Origin of the sequence: Pseudomonas sp. NFPP12, from assembly GCF_900103205.1 — a bacterium.
GTDB lineage: Bacteria > Pseudomonadota > Gammaproteobacteria > Pseudomonadales > Pseudomonadaceae > Aquipseudomonas > Aquipseudomonas protegens.
The window spans coordinates 733,298-751,159 of record NZ_FMWW01000004.1 but is presented as its reverse complement, the minus strand read 5'-3'; the positions used below and the strand labels follow the sequence as shown (position 1 = coordinate 751,159).

Sequence of the window (17,862 nt, the reverse complement as noted above, 5' to 3'; positions counted from 1 at the left end):
TCGGTGGATCGCTCTCAGTTAATCAACACGGCTCGCAGCAACCTGGCTGACCTCGGTCGAGGCAATCTGGGTGTGCCGGTGCTGCTGTTGGTCATGCTGGCCATGATGATGTTGCCGGTCCCGGCGTTCCTGCTGGACGTGTTCTTCACGTTCAACATCGCTTTGTCGATCGTGGTTCTGCTGGTGTGCGTGTACGCCCTGCGGCCGCTGGACTTTGCCGTGTTCCCCACCATTCTGCTGGTGGCCACGCTGCTGCGCCTGGCGCTCAACGTGGCTTCGACCCGGGTGGTGATGCTCCATGGCCAGGAGGGCCACGCCGCTGCCGGTAAGGTGATCCAGGCCTTCGGTGAGGTGGTGATCGGCGGCAACTACGTGGTCGGTATCGTGGTCTTTGCGATCCTCATGATCATCAACTTCGTGGTGGTGACCAAGGGTGCCGGCCGTATTTCCGAGGTGAGCGCGCGCTTCACCCTGGACGCCATGCCCGGCAAGCAGATGGCCATCGATGCTGACTTGAACGCCGGCCTGATCGACCAGAACCAGGCCAAGCTGCGCCGTCTCGAAGTGGCCCAGGAGGCCGAGTTCTACGGTTCCATGGACGGTGCCAGCAAATTCGTGCGCGGTGACGCCATCGCCGGTTTGCTGATCCTGTTCATCAACCTGATCGGCGGCATGGCCGTCGGTATCTTCCAGCACAACATGAGCTTTGGCGATGCGGGCCGGGTATACGCCTTGCTGACCATCGGTGACGGTTTGGTGGCGCAATTGCCATCACTGTTGCTGTCCACTGCGGCGGCGATCATGGTGACCCGGGCTTCGGGATCCGAAGACATGGGCAAGCAGATCAACCGGCAGATGTTCGCTTCGCCCAAGGCGCTGGCGGTGGCAGCCGGCCTGATGGCCGTGATGGGGCTGGTGCCGGGCATGCCGCACTTCTCCTTTCTCAGCCTGGCGGCCGTGGCCGGTGGCGCCGCTTACCTGGTCTGGAAAAAGCAGAACCAGGTCAAGGTCAAGGCTCTGGAAGAGGTCCAGCGTCAACAGGACCTGCTGCCTTCCCCGGCTCGTGCCCTGGAAACCAAGGAGTTGGGTTGGGACGACGTGACGCCGATCGACATGATCGGCCTGGAAGTCGGTTACCGCCTGATTCCCCTGGTGGATCGCAACCAGGGCGGGCAATTGCTGGCGCGGATCAAGGGGGTGCGCAAGAAGCTCTCCCAGGACCTGGGCTTTCTCATGCCCACGGTGCATATCCGCGACAACCTGGACCTGGCGCCGAGCGCCTACCGCCTGACCCTGATGGGGGTGATCCTGGCCGAAGCGGAGATCTATCCGGATCGCGAGCTGGCGATCAACCCGGGGCAGGTCTATGGCACGCTCAACGGCATCTCCGCTCGGGACCCGGCCTTTGGTCTGGAAGCGGTGTGGATCGAAATCAGCCAGCGGCCGCAGGCGCAGTCCCTGGGCTACACCGTGGTGGACGCCAGTACCGTGGTCGCCACCCACTTGAACCAGATTCTGTACAAGCACTCCAGCGAACTGATCGGCCACGAAGAGGTCCAGCAGTTGCTGCAAGTGTTGTCCAAGAGTTCGCCGAAGCTGGCCGAGGAGTTGGTGCCGGGCGTGCTGTCGCTGTCGCAGTTGCTCAAGGTCCTGCAAGCGCTGCTGGCCGAGCAGGTGCCGGTACGCGACATCCGCAGCATTGCCGAAGCCATCGCCAACAATGCCGCCAAGAGTCAAGATACTGCCGCTTTGGTTGCCGCGGTACGCGTCGGATTGTCTCGTGCCATCGTCCAAAGCATTGTAGGCACTGAGTCTGAGCTGCCTGTGATCACCTTGGAGCCAAGGTTGGAACAAATTTTGCTCAGCAGTCTGCAGAAGGCAGGACAAGGCCAGGAAGAAGGCGTTCTGCTGGAGCCAAGCATGGCAGAGAAGCTGCAGCGTTCGCTGATCGACGCGGCGCAGCGTCAAGAGATGCAAGGTCAACCGGTGATTCTGTTGGTAGCGGGGCCGGTCCGCGCCATGCTCTCGCGGTTCGGCCGTCTCGCCGTCCCGGGTTTGCATGTGCTGGCGTACCAGGAAATTCCGGACAACAAGCAAGTGACCATCGTTGCGACAGTAGGGCCCAACGGCTGAGGTAGTGGGTTATGCAAGTTAAGCGTTTTTTCGCCGCCGATATGCGTCAGGCCATGAAACTGGTTCGTGATGAGTTGGGCGCTGAAGCCGCCATCATCGGCAACCGGCGGATCGCCGGCGGTGTCGAGCTGACGGCTGCGCTGGATTACAAGTTGTCGGCCTTGTCGCCACGGGTTCCGAACATGGAACTCGAGGACGAGCTGCGCAAGACCCAGTCGCGGATTGTCACCGCCCAGGCCGAACTGAGCCTGCGGGGCGAGGGCGACAGTGCCTCGATCACCAATCGCCAGCTGTTCGCCGGCCTGCCGTTGACCGCGGCCGAGCCCCTGATCGAGCCGACCCTGACCGAGCGTCCGCGCCCGGCGCCGGCTCCTGCAGCGCCACCTGCCGATACGCGGGCACTGGACTCGATGCGTTTCGAGCTCAACGGTCTGCGCGAACTGCTGGAAGTGCAGCTCGGCTCCCTGGCCTGGAGCCAGTTGCAGGGCAGCCGTCCGGAGCAGGCCAACCTCTGGCGTCGCCTGCAGCGCATCGGCCTGTCGGGCCCGCTCGCCCGCGACCTGCTGGCACTGATTACCGAAATCAACGAACCCCGTCAGGCCTGGCGCATGTTGCTGGCGCACCTGGCGCGAATGATCCAGACCCCGGAAGTCGAGCCTCTGGAAGAGGGCGGCGTGATCGCCATGGTCGGCCCGGCCGGCATGGGCAAGACCACCACCCTGGCCAAGCTGGCGGCGCGCTACGTGCTCAAGTACGGGGCGCAGAACATTGCCCTGGTGAGCATGGACAGCTACCGCATCGGCGCCCAGGAGCAGCTCAAGACCCTGGGGCGCATCCTCAATGTGTCGGTGACCCATGTGGACCCGGGCCAGTCCCTGGCCCAGGCACTGGATCCGCTGCTGCGCAAGCGCGTGGTGCTGATCGATACCGCCGGCCTGCAGGCCAGCGATCCGGCGTTGCGCATGCAACTGGAGAGCCTGGCCGGTCGTGGCATTCGTGCGAAGAACTATCTGGTACTGGCTACCACCAGCCAGAAACAGGTGCTGACCGCCGCCTACCACAGCTACAAACGCTGCGGCCTGGCTGGTTGCATCCTGACTAAACTTGATGAAACAGCCAGTCTTGGCGAAGTGCTGAGCCTGGCCATCAGTCATGAACTGCCGGTTGCCTATCTCACAGATGGTCCGCGGATTCCTGACGATCTGCACCTGCCTCGCCGGCATCAGCTGGTGAGTCGCGCGGTAAGCGTACAGATGCAGGAAGAACCCAGCGAGGAAGCCATGGCCGACATGTTCGCTGACCTTTACCACAGCCCGTCCAAACGGGTTGGCTGAGGTAATCATGAATAGATTGCAGTGTATCTACATCGATGGTCTGCCATGCATTGTTCCAATGGTGAACGCGCAGCCAGTTATGTGGCCCCGTCTAAGTAAGACAAGGTAAAGAAAGAACATGGGCAGCATGCATCCCGTACAGGTGATTGCGGTGACCGGCGGCAAAGGTGGCGTCGGCAAGACTAATGTGTCAGTGAACTTGTCCCTGGCTCTGGCTGAGCTCGGCCGGCGGGTCTTGCTGCTGGATGCCGACCTGGGACTGGCCAATGTCGATGTCCTGCTGGGCCTGACTCCCAAACATACCCTGGCCGACGTCATCGAGGGCCGTTGCGAGCTGCGCGATGTGCTGCTCCAGGGCCCTGGAGGCATCCGCATCGTACCGGCCGCCTCGGGTACCCAGAGCATGGTGCACCTGAGCCCCGCGCAGCACGCTGGCCTGATCCAGGCCTTCAGCGATATCGGCGACAATCTCGATGTGCTGGTGATCGACACCGCTGCGGGTATTGGTGACTCGGTAGTCAGCTTTGTCCGCGCGGCCCAGGAAGTACTGCTGGTGGTATGCGACGAGCCGACCTCGATCACGGACGCCTACGCGCTGATCAAGCTGCTCAACCGCGACTACGGCATGAACCGTTTCCGGGTCCTGGCCAACATGGCTCAGAGCCCTCAGGAGGGTCGCAACCTGTTTGCAAAATTGACCAAGGTCACGGATCGCTTCTTGGACGTGGCCTTACAATACGTCGGCGCAGTTCCCTACGACGAAAGCGTACGCAAGGCCGTGCAAAAGCAGCGTGCGGTCTATGAAGCCTTTCCTCGTTCGAAGTGTGCATTGGCGTTCAAGGCCATCGCGCAAAAAGTCGATACCTGGCCGTTGCCGGCGAACCCACGCGGGCATCTGGAGTTTTTTGTCGAGCGGCTAGTGCATCAAACAGCGGGACCGGTGCTATGACTGCCAGTGGCTACAACCTCTACAAGAAGTCGGCGCGTGACAGCCAGTACGAATTGATCGAGCGCTACGCGCCTCTGGTCAAGCGTATTGCCTATCACCTGCTGGCGCGGTTGCCGGCCAGTGTTCAGGTAGAAGACCTGATTCAGGCCGGGATGATCGGTTTGCTCGAAGTGTCGACCAAATACGACGCGAGCAAGGGGGCGAGTTTCGAAACCTACGCGGGTATCCGTATCCGTGGGGCGATGCTCGACGAGGTTCGTAAAGGCGACTGGGCACCGCGTTCGGTGCACCGTAATACGCGCATGGTCAGTGATGCGATTCGCGCAATTGAAGCTAAAACCGGTCGTGACGCTAAAGATCATGAAGTTGCGGCCGAACTTCAATTGAGTCTCGACGATTATTACGGGATTTTGAACGACACCTTGGGCAGCCGCCTGTTCAGTTTCGACGACCTGTTGCAGGACGGCGAGCATGAAGGGCTGCATGAGGATGGCGCCAGTGCTCATCTCGAGCCGTCACGGGACCTGGAGGATGAACGCTTCCAGGCCGCGTTGGCGGATGCGATTGCCAATTTGCCGGAGCGCGAGCGACTGGTGTTGGCGCTGTACTACGACGAAGAGCTGAACCTCAAGGAAATCGGTGAGGTCCTGGGGGTCAGCGAATCGCGGGTCAGCCAGTTACACAGCCAGTGCGCAGCCCGTTTGCGGGGGCGTTTGGGGGAGTGGCGAGCGCGCTGACAGGCAGTGTGGGGACACTGCGTTCAGGACCGGTGAAGCAAGCGCTGCACCGGTCTTGCAGTATGTGCTCCATGCAGTCGTTGTGTGTTATGCCGGATTGATTGAATGGCGCGTTCAGGTGCTGGATGCGTTTAAGACTGCTTGGAGGTCGAATTGGACAAGAACATGAAAATCCTCATCGTTGATGACTTTTCAACGATGCGGCGGATCATTAAGAACCTGTTGCGTGATCTGGGATTCACCAACACGGTCGAGGCCGACGATGGCACTACCGCCATTCCGGTACTCAACAGCGGGAGCATCGACTTTCTGGTAACGGACTGGAACATGCCGGGCATGACCGGTATCGACCTGCTGCGCCACGTGCGCGCCGATGAAAAACTCAAGCACCTGCCGGTATTGATGGTGACTGCTGAAGCCAAGCGCGAGCAGATCATCGAAGCTGCCCAGGCCGGCGTAAACGGCTATGTCGTCAAACCATTCACGGCTCAGGCGTTGAAAGAGAAGATCGAAAAAATCTTCGAACGCATCGGTTGAGACGCGTAGCCATTCCGCCACGGGGGAGCTATGGAGCATAACGAATCTTCACTGGGCGACTTTGAGTCGACCCTGAAAAAACATGCGCTGGAACTGGTCGAGAGCCTTGAAAAGGGCCGGTTCGGCGAAGCGGTGCAATTGATCCATGAGCTCAATCAGACCCGTGACCGCGGCCTGTACCAGGAAGTGGGCAAGCTCACCCGCGAGCTGCATAGCGCGATCGTCAATTTCCAGATTGACCCGCACATGCCGCAAGCCGAGGAAGTTTCACAGATCACGGATGCCACTGAGCGCCTGTCCTATGTGGTCCGGCTGACGGAAGCCGCAGCCAACCGCACCATGGACCTGGTGGAGAGCAGCACCCCGTTGGTCAACGGCCTGAGCACTGAAGCCCAGGCCTTGAGCGCAGACTGGGGGCGCTTCATGCGGCGCGAGGTCGGCGCTGAAGAGTTTCGCGAGCTGGCGCGCCGGGTCGACAGTTTCCTGACGCGCAGCGAACAGGAAACCCGTACCGTTTCCGGCCACCTCAACGACATTCTGCTGGCGCAGGATTACCAGGACCTGACCGGTCAGGTGATCAAGCGTGTGACCCAGTTGGTCACGGAAGTCGAAAGCAATCTGCTCAAACTCGTCTTGATGGCCAGCCAGGTCGATCGTTTCGCCGGTATCGAACATGACCGTGAATCGATCCTCGCTGAAAAAGATCCGCAAAAACATCTCGCCAAGGGTGAAGGTCCGCAGATTCATGCCGATAAACGGGAAGACGTTATGTCCGGTCAGGACGATGTAGACGATTTGCTTTCCAGCCTTGGATTCTAGGAGCACCCATTAATGAGCTTCGGCGCCGATGAAGAGATCCTTCAGGATTTCCTGGTTGAGGCCGGCGAGATTCTAGAGCAACTGTCCGAACAACTGGTCGAGCTGGAAAGCCGGCCGGATGATGCGGATTTGCTCAATGCAATTTTTCGCGGTTTTCACACTGTTAAAGGGGGCGCCGGCTTCCTCCAGCTCAATGAGCTGGTGGAGTGCTGCCACATCGCCGAGAACGTCTTCGACATCCTGCGCAAGGGTGAGCGGCGAGTCGACTCGGAACTGATGGACGTGGTGCTTGAAGCTCTGGACGCGGTGAACGGCATGTTCAGCCAGGTCCGTGAGCGCACCGAAATCACCGCTGCCACACCGGAGTTGCTGGCGGCCCTGGCGCGCCTGGCCGAACCTGCCGGTGCCGAGCCTGCAGCACCTGCTGTGGAAGAGGTGGTTGAGCCGGTTGCCGAGCCTGTGGCTGAAGAAAGCCCGGCAGGGGATATCACCGATAACGAATTCGAGCTGTTGCTCGACTCGCTGAATGCCGCCAAGGCCGAAGCCGAAGCAGCGCCTGCCGCCGCACCTGCGGCCCAGGGCGAGCCGGCCAGCGATGAAATCACCGACGCCGAGTTCGAATCCCTGCTCGATCAGTTGCACGGCAAGGGCCAGTTCGCCCCGGATGCCGTGGCACCGGCCGCGGCCAGTGCCACCAGTGGTGCGGCTGGCGCAGGTGATGAGATCACCGACGATGAATTCGAAGCATTGCTGGACCAGTTGCATGGCAAGGGCAACTTCGCCGTGGAGGCCCTGGATTCGGCCGTGGCGGCGGCGCCTGCCGCTCCTGCCGCAGCCGCACCAAGCGCAGCCGCAGCCGGCAGCGACCTGATCACCGATCACGAATTCGAATCCCTGCTGGATGAGTTGCACGGCAAGGGCAAATTCTCCGAAACCCCGGGTGCGGCCAAGCCAGCCGCGGCTACTGCGGCTCCGGCTGCGGCGGCCACCGCTGCCGTCGTCAAGCCGGCGGCGAAGAAGCCCGAGCCCAAGGCCGAGGCGCCGAAAGCTGCCGCTGCTCCTGCTGCGGCCCCGGCCCCGGCTCGCGCCGCCGCTGCGGCCCCGCCGGCGGAAAAGCCTGCCAGCGAAGCGGAAACCACGGTGCGTGTCGATACCGCGCGCCTGGACGAAATCATGAACATGGTGGGCGAGCTGGTGCTGGTGCGTAACCGCCTGGTGCGCCTGGGCCTCAACAGCGGCGACGAAGCCATGTCCAAGGCCGTGTCGAACCTCGACGTGGTGACTGCCGACCTGCAGACCGCGGTGATGAAGACCCGCATGCAGCCGATCAAGAAGGTCTTCGGGCGCTTCCCGCGCCTGGTTCGCGACCTGGCCCGACAGCTCAAGAAAGAGATCAACCTGGAACTGGTGGGGGAAGAAACCGACCTCGACAAGAACCTGGTAGAGGCCCTGGCCGACCCGCTGGTGCACTTGGTGCGCAACGCGGTGGACCACGGCATCGAATCGCCGGAAGAGCGCGAAGCCTCGGGCAAGTCCCGTGGCGGCAAGGTGGTACTGGCGGCGGAACAGGAAGGCGACCACATCCTGCTGTCGATCTCCGATGACGGCAAGGGCATGGACCCGAACGTGTTGCGCGCCATCGCCGTCAAGCGCGGCGTGATGGACAAGGATGCCGCCGACCGCCTGAGCGATACCGAGTGCTACAACCTGATCTTTGCCCCGGGCTTCTCCACCAAGACCGAGATTTCCGATGTGTCCGGTCGCGGTGTGGGCATGGACGTGGTGAAGACCAAGATTTCCCAGCTCAATGGTTCGATCAACATCTATTCGACCAAGGGCCAGGGCTCGAAGATCGTCATCAAGGTGCCATTGACCCTGGCGATCATGCCGACCCTGATGGTCATGCTCGGCAACCAGGCATTCGCTTTCCCGCTGGTCAACGTCAACGAGATCTTCCACCTCGACCTGTCGCGCACCAACGTGGTGGACGGCCAGGAAGTGGTGATCGTGCGCGACAAGGCGTTGCCCCTGTTCTACCTCAAACGCTGGCTGGTCAGTTCCGCCGCTCATGAAGAGCAGCGCGAGGGCCACGTAGTGATCCTTTCGGTGGGTACCCAGCGGATCGGCTTTGTCGTCGACCAACTGGTAGGCCAGGAAGAAGTGGTCATCAAGCCCTTGGGCAAAATGCTTCAGGGAACCCCGGGCATGTCCGGCGCCACCATTACCGGTGACGGCCGCATTGCTCTGATCCTCGATGTTCCGAGCATGCTCAAGCGTTACGCCGCACGGCGTATTTGATTCGGCGGGGAGGGGCGGTTGGCCTCGCCCCACCTAACGGAGTGTTTATGGCAGTCAAAGTCCTGGTGGTGGACGATTCGGGTTTTTTCCGCCGCCGCGTCTCGGAAATTCTTTCAGCGGATTCGAATATCCAGGTCGTCGGCACGGCGACCAATGGTAAAGAGGCGATCGATCAGGCCCTGGCGCTCAAGCCGGACGTGATCACCATGGACTACGAGATGCCGATGATGGATGGCATCACCGCAGTGCGGCACATCATGCAGCGCTGCCCGACGCCGGTCCTGATGTTCTCCTCCCTGACCCACGAAGGCGCCCGAGTGACCCTCGATGCGCTGGATGCCGGGGCGGTGGACTTTCTGCCGAAGAACTTCGAGGACATCTCGCGCAATCCCGAGAAGGTCAAGCAGTTGCTGTGCGAGAAGGTCCACAGTATCTCGCGCAGCAATCGGCGCTTCAGCAGCTACAGTGCTCCGGCGCCGCAGCCGGCGAGTGCTCCGGCACCTGCTCCTTCGAGCTTCGCCAGTTCGCGCTCGCCAGCTCCCGCACCGGCTCCGGCCCGCGCAGCGGCGCCGGCGGCCAGTGCGAATTCGCCGGCACCCAAGCGCAAGGCCTACAAGCTGGTGGCCATTGGTACGTCCACAGGCGGCCCGGTGGCGCTGCAGCGGGTCCTGACCCAGCTGCCGGCCAACTTCCCGGCCCCCATCGTCTTGATCCAGCATATGCCGGCGGCCTTCACCAAAGCCTTTGCCGAGCGTCTGGACAAGCTCTGCCGCATCAGTGTCAAGGAAGCCGAGGATGGCGACATCCTGCGTCCGGGCCTGGCGCTGCTGGCGCCTGGCGGCAAGCAGATGATGGTCGACGGTCGCGGTGCGGTGAAGATTCTCCCGGGCGACGAGCGCTTGAACTACAAGCCGTGCGTGGATATCACCTTCGGCTCTGCGGCCAAGTCCTACAGCGACAAAGTTCTGGCGGTGGTGCTCACCGGCATGGGCGCCGACGGTCGCGAAGGCGCGCGTCTGCTCAAGCAGGGCGGCAGTGCGGTATGGGCCCAGGACGAGGCCAGCTGTGTGATCTATGGCATGCCCATGGCCATCGTCAAGGCCAACCTGGCGGATGCGGTGTACAGCCTGGACGACATCGGCCGGCACCTGGTCGAGGCCTGTCTCTGATGGATGTGCTCAGCCTTATCGGGATCATCATGGCGTTTGTCGCCATTATCGGTGGCAACTACCTGGAGGGGGGGCACCTGTCGGCCCTGGCCAATGGTCCGGCGGCACTGATCGTGCTCGGCGGGACCATCGGTGCGGCACTGCTGCAGTCGCCGCTGAGCGCCTTCAAACGGGCCATGCAGATCCTTGCCTGGATCCTGTTCCCGCCCCGGGTCGATCTGCCGGGCGGCATCGACCGGGTGGTCAACTGGAGCCTCACCGCGCGCAAGGAGGGCCTGCTGGGCCTGGAAGGCGTGGCGGATGCCGAGCCTGACAGTTATGCGCGCAAGGGCTTGCAGTTGCTGGTGGACGGTGCCGAACCCGAAGCCATCCGCAGCATTCTCGAAGTGGATTTCTATACCCAGGAAAGTCGTGATATCGAGGCCGCCAAGGTGTTCGAGAGCATGGGCGGCTATGCGCCGACCATCGGCATCATCGGCGCGGTAATGGGCCTGATCCACGTGATGGGCAACCTGGCCGATCCATCCCAGCTGGGTAGCGGCATCGCCGTGGCCTTCGTCGCCACTATCTATGGGGTGGCCAGTGCCAACCTGGTGCTGCTGCCGATCGCCGCCAAGCTGAAATCCGTCGCCTTGCGCCAGTCGCGTTACCGGGAAATGCTCCTCGAAGGCATCCTGTCGATCGCCGAAGGCGAAAACCCCCGCTCCATCGAGCTGAAGCTGCAAGGCTTCATGGACTGATTATGGCCCGTCGTCGCCAGCATGAAGAACACGTCAACCATGAGCGCTGGTTGGTTTCCTACGCCGACTTCATTACCTTGCTGTTCGCGTTTTTTGTGGTCATGTACTCGATTTCCTCGATCAACGAGGGCAAGTACAAGGTCATTTCCGAAGCCTTGATCGGGGTCTTCACCGACTCCGATCGTAGCCTCAAGCCGATTCCCATCGGCGACGAGCGTCCCAAGACCGTGACCCCGGCCAAGCCCCTGGTCAAGGACAGCGACCAGACTGACGCTGGCATCGCCGGGGCCAGCGACCCGCTGAAAAGCATCGCCGATGACATCAGCGCAGCCTTTGGCGACCTGATCAGCTCCAACCAGATGACCGTGCGCGGCAATGAACTGTGGGTGGAGATCGAACTCAACTCCAGCCTGCTGTTCGGCAGTGGCGATGCCATGCCCAGCGACCAGGCGTTCACCATCATCGACAAGGTGGCGAAGATCCTCAAACCCTTCGACAACCCGATCCATGTCGAGGGCTTCACCGACAACCTGCCGATCCAGACCGCGCAGTACCCGACCAACTGGGAACTGTCCTCGGCCCGTTCTGCGAGCATCGTGCGCATGCTGGCGATGCAGGGGGTGAACCCGGCGCGCATGGCCTCGGTGGGCTACGGTGAGTTCCAGCCAGTGGCCAACAACGCCACCGCCGAAGGCCGGGCGCGCAATCGCCGGGTGGTGCTGGTGGTGTCGCGCAACCTGGATGTGCGCCGCAGCCTGACCGGTACCGGCACCGCCCATGCAACACCGGATGCGGCACTCAAGCGTGCTGGCACACAAACTGCACCAACCCCGGTCAAAACGCCGGTACAGGGAAGCGCCGTCAATTCTCCGTCACCTGCTTTATAACTTAGCGCTATGTCTCGCCCCGCTGTGGCCGGGCGGGAGGAACCAACCGAATGAGAGTCTGGGCAGTTGCCAATCAAAAGGGTGGTGTCGGTAAAACCACCAGTTCCATCGCTTTAGCCGGCTTGCTGGCCGAGGCGGGCAAGCGTGTGGTCGTGGTCGATCTCGACCCCCACGGCTCCATGACCAGCTACTTCGGCTATGACCCGGACAGCCTGGAGCACAGCAGCTACGACCTGTTCCTGCACAAGGGCAATGTGCCCCAGGACCTGCCGGGCCAGTTGTTGCTGGGCACCAGCCACGAGCGTATTTCGCTGTTGCCGTCCAGCACCGCGCTGGCCACCCTGGAGCGCCAGTCGCCGGGGCAGAGCGGCCTGGGCCTGGTGATCGCCAAGAGCCTGGCGCAGCTGTGGCAGGATTTCGACTATGCGGTGATCGACAGCCCCCCGTTGCTCGGGGTGCTGATGGTCAACGCACTGGCGGCCAGCCAGCAGTTGGTGATCCCGGTGCAGACCGAGCACCTGGCGGTCAAGGGCCTGGAGCGCATGGTCAATACCCTGGCCATGGTCAATCGCTCGCGCAAGCAACCCTTGCCGTTCACTATCGTGCCGACCCTGTTCGACCGCCGTACCCAGGCCTCCCTGGGCACCCTGCGGGTACTGCGGGACAAGTTCCCCGAGGAGATCTGGCAAGGCTACATTCCGGTGGATACCCGCCTGCGCGACGCCAGCCGGGCCGGGGTCACCCCTTCGCAATTCGATGGCAAGAGCCGCGGCGTACTGGCCTACAAGGCCTTGCTCAAGCACTTGCTGGCCCAGCAGCTCGTGGCGCAGGTGGCTTGACGTGAAGCGTTATTCAAGTCGCCACGCCGCCCGGCCGATAACCCCTACAGGTCACTGTATCGGGGTTTTAGCGTGGGCATCCTCATGAACCGTCCTCTGGATATAAAGAGCCGGCCGCAGTTGGCGCTGCAGTCGTACCTGGACGCTTTGCTGCAGGACGCCACCGACGAGGAGTTGCTGCCAGAGCCGCCGATCCCGGTGCCCGCCCCGGTAGTGGTCGAAGCCTCCAGTGAAGTGCTGGATGAATTCCAGGCCGCGGTACTGGAGGAGCAGGCCCGTGACGCCGAGCTCCAGCAGCACTCGGCGCCTGCGGTTGCCGCGCCAGAGCCCGTTGCCACCCCGGTGCTGGAAGCGCCGGAGCCCATGCCAAGCACCCTCTCGCCCGTGGTGCCGATGCTCCAGGCCCTGGTGCCGCCCGTGGTGGAAGTGCACTTGCCGCCGAGCAATACGCCGCCTCCGGTCACCGGCAGCGATCGTCCCGCCTGGGCGGCAGAGCCGTTCGAGTGCCTGTTGTTCGATGTCGCGGGCCTGACCCTGGCGGTGCCCCTGGTATGCCTGGGCTCGATCTATTCCCTGGCCGGGCAGGAGCTGACGCCGCTGTTCGGCCAGCCGGAATGGTTCCTCGGTATCCTGCCGAGCCAGGCTGGCAACCTGAAGGTGCTGGATACCGCACGCTGGGTCATGCCGGATCGCTACCGCGACGATTTCCGCCAGGGCCTGCAGTACGTGATCTCGGTCCAAGGCTATGAGTGGGGGCTGGCGGTGCACCAGGTCAGCCGCTCGCTGCGCCTGGACCCCAATGAAATCAAGTGGCGCAGTCACCGTGGCCAACGTCCGTGGCTGGCCGGCACGGTGATTGAACATATGTGCGCCTTGCTCGATGTTGCCGAACTGGCGGAATTGATCGCCACCGGTGGCGCCAAGCAGATGGCGATCAGTCAAGCGGCCCACAAGCCGAAGTAAACCAACAACAGGCCGCGTCCGTCGGGCGTGGCCACACAGAACACACGCCGTTTTCAACGGTTATTTGAGGGGTCAGGGTATGAATAAGTCGTCGTCTGCACAGGGTTCCGAAGATCCGATCCTGCAATGGGTCACCTTCAAGCTGGATAACGAGTCCTACGGCATCAACGTGATGCGGGTCCAGGAAGTGCTGCGCTACACCGAGATCGCTCCGGTGCCGGGCGCACCCAGCTACGTGCTGGGGATCATCAACCTGCGCGGCAACGTGGTGACCGTGATCGATACCCGCCAGCGCTTCGGCCTGGTGCCGACCGAAGTCAACGACAACACCCGGATCGTCATCATCGAGGCCGACAAGCAAGTGGTCGGGATCATGGTGGACAGCGTCGCCGAAGTGGTTTACCTGCGCCAGTCGGAAGTCGAGACCGCGCCGAACGTCGGCAACGAAGAGTCGGCCAAGTTCATCCAGGGCGTGTGCAACAAGAACGGCGAACTGCTGATTCTGGTTGAGCTGGATAAGATGATGAGCGAAGAGGAATGGTCGGAACTGGAGAGTATCTGATTGATCCTCGAGGTAGCGGTAATTGTCCTGGCGATCCTCTGGGTCGCCACTCTGGCTCTGTTCCTGTCCTACACCCGCAACCAGCGGCAGATTGCTGCCCAGCAGGCTGAGGGTGACGCCGTGCGCGACCAGCGGATCAAGGAGCTGGCCAAGCGCGTCGACCATTACCAGAGCGGTACGGTGCGCATGGGCGAGGACCTGCACGAGTTGCGCGCTGTGGTAGCGCCTTTGCCGGACAAGCTGGCCCAGCTGGAGCAGCGTGACCCTTCCAGCCTGTCGTTCGCCCAGGCCGCGCGCCTGGTGGGTATGGGCGCCAGCGTCGACGAGCTGACCCAGTCCTGCGGCCTCACCCAGGCCGAAGCGGAGCTGGTCAGTAAGCTGCACAAAGGCTGATGTAGCCGCGAACGCCCGCCGCAAAAGGCCCCTGGGGCCTTTATGCGGACGGGTTGTATCAGTAATCGTCGCCGCGTTCGGTGACGTCCTTCTCCAGTTCCGCCCGTTGCGGATCATGCCCCGCCGGGAACTTGCCCTTGAGGTTCCAGGCGAAGGCGATGATCTCGGCGATGGTCCGGTACAGCTCCGGCGGAATGCTCTCGCCCAGTTCCAGTCGCGCCAGCAGCTTCACCAGCTCGGCGTTCTCGTAGATCGGGACTTCATAGTCCCGGGCAATCTTCAGGATGGCTTCGGCCAGTTCGTCATCGCCCTTGGCGGTGAGGGTCGGAGCTTGCTGGCCATCGTATTTGAGGGCGATGGCCTGGCGTGGTGGCGGAGAGTGCTTCATGCGGTTTCGTCCACCCAGCGTTGTTCCAATCGGGTTTGCGGGCCCTGGGGCGGAGTGCCGAGGTGGCAATCCAGGTCGCCGACATTCAGTCCCGAGGCCAGCAGGCGTTCGCGCAGGTTGCCCAGGTGGCTTTCAATCAGGCTCGCCGTGTAGGGGCGCTCGGCCCAGAGCTGGCTGGACAGCCGGCCCTGGATCAGCTGTGCCTGGACTTGCAGCGGGCCCAGAGGCTCCAGGTCGAAGGCCAGGTCGACCCGCCACAGGGCCTGCTTGGGCTCACGTTCCTCGCGTTTGTGTTCCGGCTCCGGTTCCGGCGCCTCTTCGCGCTGCAGCTTGACCTGCAAGGGCACGATGTCCTGCAGGTTGCGCATGGGGATTTCCAACTGCCAGGTGCTCAACAGCCGGCCATCGTCGGTCAGGCCGCTTTGCTCCAGGCTCGACAGTTGATGGCTCTGCAAGCGCGATACGGCCGCGGCGGCCAGGCGCAGCAGTTGTTCCAGGTCACCTTCGCCTTCCAGGCTCTGCAGCAACCGTTCCGGCAATGGAAAGCCGGTGGGCGAAGCCTTGGCGCTGACCTGGCCGAGGGTACCCAGGGCGCTGCGCACGAAGCTGGGAAGCGACTGGGCCAGGGTGTTGGCGGCCAGGATGGCGTTGAAGCTGGTGGAGGCGGGCAGGCCTGGGGTCAGCTGGGCGATCAGGCGCAACAGGTCGGCCTTCATGTCCGGCACCTGCCCTGGGTTGGCTCCGGCCAGCAGCCGGGCTTCCAGGAACAGGCCGCTGCCCAGCAAGGCCTGGGCCACGCCGCGCGGGTTGCTCAGTTGCTGCACGTCGGGCAGGCCGGCCAGCAGGCGCTCGACGGCGGCGCGCAGGTCGGTGGAGGTGGTCGAGGGGGCACTGTCGGCGGGCAGGTTCTGCAGGGCGTTGATCAAGCCGCTGAGGGAGCCCTGGCGGCTTTGCTGGCTGGCCAGTTGGGCGGCGATGGCCAATTGCTCCTGACGGCTGCTCAGGGGGACGAAACTCAGGGTCTGGGCATCCGAGACCAGGGCGCTGAGCAGGCTGCCGATGCGCAGCGGCTGCGGGCTTTCGATGCTCAGGGTGGCGCCGCTCTGTGCGGTGTTGAGCAGGCTCACCAGGGAGCGATAGATCGCCGGCTGGCTGGTGCCCTGGGGCAACATCTGGCTGGTCAGCACCTTGGCCTGGATCAGGGTGCCGGGGGGCAGTTGGCTGGTGTCCAGGCGGGTCAGGGCGGCGACACTGGAGGCGATGGCCTGTTGCACGGTGATCGCCAGGTTGCCCGCCGAGGGCTGGGTGACCGCCAGGCTGGTGCCCTGGGGCAGGGGTTGATTGCTGGTGGCCTGCAAAGTGGTTTGCCGGCCGTTGTCCAGGGTCACTTTGAGCAGCAACTGGAACGTCTGGTCGGTCTGCTTGAGCGACAGTACTTCGGCCTTGGCGCTCTGGCCGGCGGCAATCAGGCCTTCCAGGGGCGGCACCAGCTTCAGCAGTTCCCCGCTGATCGCCTGGGGGCGCGAGGCGCCGGGCGCGGGCACCTGGGGCGCAGGCAGGATGTTCATTTCGCCTGTCATTCGGACACAACCTGTGGAAATTAGCCCTCATAAGCGTAGGGCTTCGCATGTATAATGCCGCCCGTCTTTGGGGGAGTGGTGAAAACATTGCAATTGTTTGACGCAGCTCTCTAGAACAGGCCGCCAATGCATTTATCCTGCATCTCTTTAACGGCCGCTCCGTTGCCGACTTGAACCTGTAAAGGCCCGCTATCCCTTGACCAGCCCTCTTCTCGAAGCCGTAGCACTCGCCTGTGAGCGCGATTGGCGGATGCTATTTGAACACCTCGAGTTGCGTCTGACGGGCGGCGACATGGTGCAGATCAGCGGCCCCAATGGCAGCGGCAAGACCAGCCTGCTGCGCCTGCTGGCCGGGTTGATGCAGCCCACCAGCGGCCAGGTGCTGCTCAATGGCCAGCCATTGCACGCCCAGCGCGCGGAACTGGCCCGCAACCTGTTGTGGATCGGCCATGCCGCCGGCATCAAGGAGCTGTTGAGCCCCGAGGAGAACCTCAGCTGGCTCTGTGCCCTGCACCAGCCTGCCCGGCGCGAGGCGATCTGGCAGGCCCTGGCGGCGGTCGGCCTGCGCGGTTTCGAGGATGTGCCTTGCCATACCCTTTCCGCCGGCCAGCAGCGCCGCGTGGCCTTGGCGCGCCTGTACCTGGACAGCCCGCCGTTGTGGATACTCGACGAACCTTTCACCGCCCTCGACAAGCAGGGCGTGGCCCAGCTCGAAGAGCACCTGGCGGGCCATTGCGAGCGTGGCGGCATGGTGGTCCTGACCACCCACCACAGCCTGGCCCGCATGCCTTCCGGCTACCGTGACATTGACCTGGGACGGTGGGCTGCATGAGTGTGTTTGCCCTGTTGGTGGCCCGTGAAGCGCGCCTGTTGTGCCGGCGCCCGGCGGAACTGGCCAACCCCTTGGTATTTTTCGCAATCGTTGTTGCACTGTTCCCCCTGGCCGTGGGACCTGAGACACAATTGTTGCAAACCTTGTCTCCGGGGCTGGTCTGGGTAGCGGCCCTATTGTCCGTCCTGCTCTCGCTGGACGGGCTTTTTCGCAGTGATTTCGAGGATGGATCCCTGGAGCAGTGGGTCCTTTCGCCGCACCCCCTGGCTCTTCTGGTTCTGGCCAAGGTACTGGCACACTGGGTGTTTTCCGGGTTGGCACTGGTCTTGCTCGCGCCCTTGCTGGCGGTGATGCTGGGGCTGCCTGCCGCCTGTCTGCCGGTGCTACTGATGTCCCTGCTGCTTGGGACCCCGGTGCTCAGCCTGCTGGGCGCGGTAGGCGCGGCATTGACGGTAGGGCTCAAGCGTGGCGGCCTGCTGCTGGCGCTGCTGATCCTGCCGTTGTACATCCCGGTACTGATTCTCGGCAGTGGCGCCCTGCAGGCGGCATTGCAGGGCATGCCGGCAACCGGTTACCTGCTGTGGCTTGGGAGCCTGACCGCCCTGGCAGTAACCTTGACACCCTTTGCAATAGCGGCTGGCCTGAAGATCAGCGTCGGCGAATAATAATGAGGTCTGATCATTTTTTGATCACTTCTTTCTG

The 17,862-nt window shown here is 62.9% G+C and carries 18 protein-coding genes; 16 read left to right on the top strand and 2 right to left on the bottom strand.

The window, feature by feature from the left end; genetic code table 11:
- Window positions 1-3: 3 nt before the first annotated feature.
- The 14 genes from flhA (at window position 4) to BLS75_RS20520 (ending at window position 14,360) form a co-directional block, all read left to right on the top strand.
- Entirely contained in the window at window positions 4-2,133 is a 2,130-nt protein-coding gene (flhA, locus tag BLS75_RS20585; RefSeq protein ID WP_011060000.1) for a flagellar biosynthesis protein FlhA, read from the top strand.
- Window positions 2,134-2,144: 11 nt separating this feature from the next.
- Window positions 2,145-3,467: a flagellar biosynthesis GTPase FlhF gene (gene flhF, locus BLS75_RS20580; protein ID WP_011060001.1), complete on the top strand. Its 1,323-nt coding sequence runs from the start codon at window positions 2,145-2,147 to the stop codon at window positions 3,465-3,467.
- 118 nt (window positions 3,468-3,585) lie between these two features.
- A complete protein-coding gene (gene fleN, locus BLS75_RS20575) occupies window positions 3,586-4,416 on the top strand; it encodes a flagellar synthesis regulator FleN (RefSeq protein WP_011060002.1) in 831 nt (276 codons plus the stop codon).
- Window positions 4,413-5,153 (top strand): RNA polymerase sigma factor FliA, encoded by a 741-nt coding sequence (gene fliA / locus BLS75_RS20570; RefSeq protein WP_011060003.1) that lies wholly within the window; start codon window positions 4,413-4,415, stop codon window positions 5,151-5,153. The genes fleN and fliA overlap by 4 nt, the downstream gene beginning before the upstream one ends.
- 165 nt (window positions 5,154-5,318) lie before the next feature.
- Window positions 5,319-5,690, top strand: coding sequence for a chemotaxis response regulator CheY (locus BLS75_RS20565; protein WP_003183998.1), 372 nt, complete (start codon window positions 5,319-5,321; stop codon window positions 5,688-5,690).
- A 30-nt stretch (window positions 5,691-5,720) separates the two neighbouring features.
- The gene (locus BLS75_RS20560) at window positions 5,721-6,509 is read left to right on the top strand and encodes a protein phosphatase CheZ (RefSeq protein WP_011060004.1); all 789 of its coding nucleotides are present in this window, start codon (window positions 5,721-5,723) and stop codon (window positions 6,507-6,509) included.
- A 12-nt stretch (window positions 6,510-6,521) separates the two neighbouring features.
- Window positions 6,522-8,807 (top strand): chemotaxis protein CheA, encoded by a 2,286-nt coding sequence (locus BLS75_RS20555; RefSeq protein WP_072451671.1) that lies wholly within the window; start codon window positions 6,522-6,524, stop codon window positions 8,805-8,807.
- Between the two features lie 47 nt (window positions 8,808-8,854).
- The gene (locus BLS75_RS20550) at window positions 8,855-9,976 is read left to right on the top strand and encodes a protein-glutamate methylesterase/protein-glutamine glutaminase (RefSeq protein WP_011060006.1); all 1,122 of its coding nucleotides are present in this window, start codon (window positions 8,855-8,857) and stop codon (window positions 9,974-9,976) included.
- Entirely contained in the window at window positions 9,976-10,716 is a 741-nt protein-coding gene (locus BLS75_RS20545; RefSeq protein WP_011060007.1) for a flagellar motor protein, read from the top strand. The genes BLS75_RS20550 and BLS75_RS20545 overlap by 1 nt, the downstream gene beginning before the upstream one ends.
- A 2-nt stretch (window positions 10,717-10,718) precedes the next feature.
- The gene (gene motD / locus BLS75_RS20540; protein WP_072451670.1) at window positions 10,719-11,603 is read left to right on the top strand and encodes a flagellar motor protein MotD; all 885 of its coding nucleotides are present in this window, start codon (window positions 10,719-10,721) and stop codon (window positions 11,601-11,603) included.
- Between the two features lie 50 nt (window positions 11,604-11,653).
- Window positions 11,654-12,442: a ParA family protein gene (locus tag BLS75_RS20535; protein WP_011060009.1), complete on the top strand. Its 789-nt coding sequence runs from the start codon at window positions 11,654-11,656 to the stop codon at window positions 12,440-12,442.
- An 84-nt stretch (window positions 12,443-12,526) separates the two neighbouring features.
- Window positions 12,527-13,405: a chemotaxis protein CheW gene (locus BLS75_RS20530; protein ID WP_072451669.1), complete on the top strand. Its 879-nt coding sequence runs from the start codon at window positions 12,527-12,529 to the stop codon at window positions 13,403-13,405.
- 79 nt (window positions 13,406-13,484) lie between these two features.
- On the top strand, window positions 13,485-13,967 hold the full coding sequence (locus tag BLS75_RS20525; RefSeq protein ID WP_011060011.1) for a chemotaxis protein CheW: 483 nt from the start codon (window positions 13,485-13,487) through the stop codon (window positions 13,965-13,967).
- Entirely contained in the window at window positions 13,968-14,360 is a 393-nt protein-coding gene (locus BLS75_RS20520) for a DUF2802 domain-containing protein (RefSeq protein WP_011060012.1), read from the top strand. It abuts the gene before it with no gap.
- Window positions 14,361-14,418: 58 nt separating this feature from the next.
- On the opposite strand, the gene BLS75_RS20515 is transcribed toward BLS75_RS20520, so the two are convergent.
- Both BLS75_RS20515 and BLS75_RS20510 read right to left on the bottom strand, forming a co-directional pair.
- Window positions 14,419-14,748, bottom strand: coding sequence for an EscU/YscU/HrcU family type III secretion system export apparatus switch protein (locus BLS75_RS20515; RefSeq protein ID WP_011060013.1), 330 nt, complete (start codon window positions 14,746-14,748; stop codon window positions 14,419-14,421).
- On the bottom strand, window positions 14,745-16,328 hold the full coding sequence (locus BLS75_RS20510) for a flagellar hook-length control protein FliK (protein WP_072451668.1): 1,584 nt from the start codon (window positions 16,326-16,328) through the stop codon (window positions 14,745-14,747). Before BLS75_RS20510 ends, BLS75_RS20515 begins: the two co-directional genes overlap by 4 nt.
- A gap of 196 nt (window positions 16,329-16,524) precedes the next feature.
- On the opposite strand from BLS75_RS20510, the gene ccmA reads away from it, so the two are divergent.
- Entirely contained in the window at window positions 16,525-17,160 is a 636-nt protein-coding gene (gene ccmA, locus BLS75_RS20505; RefSeq protein WP_011060015.1) for a cytochrome c biogenesis heme-transporting ATPase CcmA, read from the top strand.
- Window positions 17,157-17,825 (top strand): heme exporter protein CcmB, encoded by a 669-nt coding sequence (gene ccmB / locus BLS75_RS20500; protein ID WP_011060016.1) that lies wholly within the window; start codon window positions 17,157-17,159, stop codon window positions 17,823-17,825. The genes ccmA and ccmB overlap by 4 nt, the downstream gene beginning before the upstream one ends.
- The last annotated feature ends 37 nt before the right edge of the window (window positions 17,826-17,862 follow it).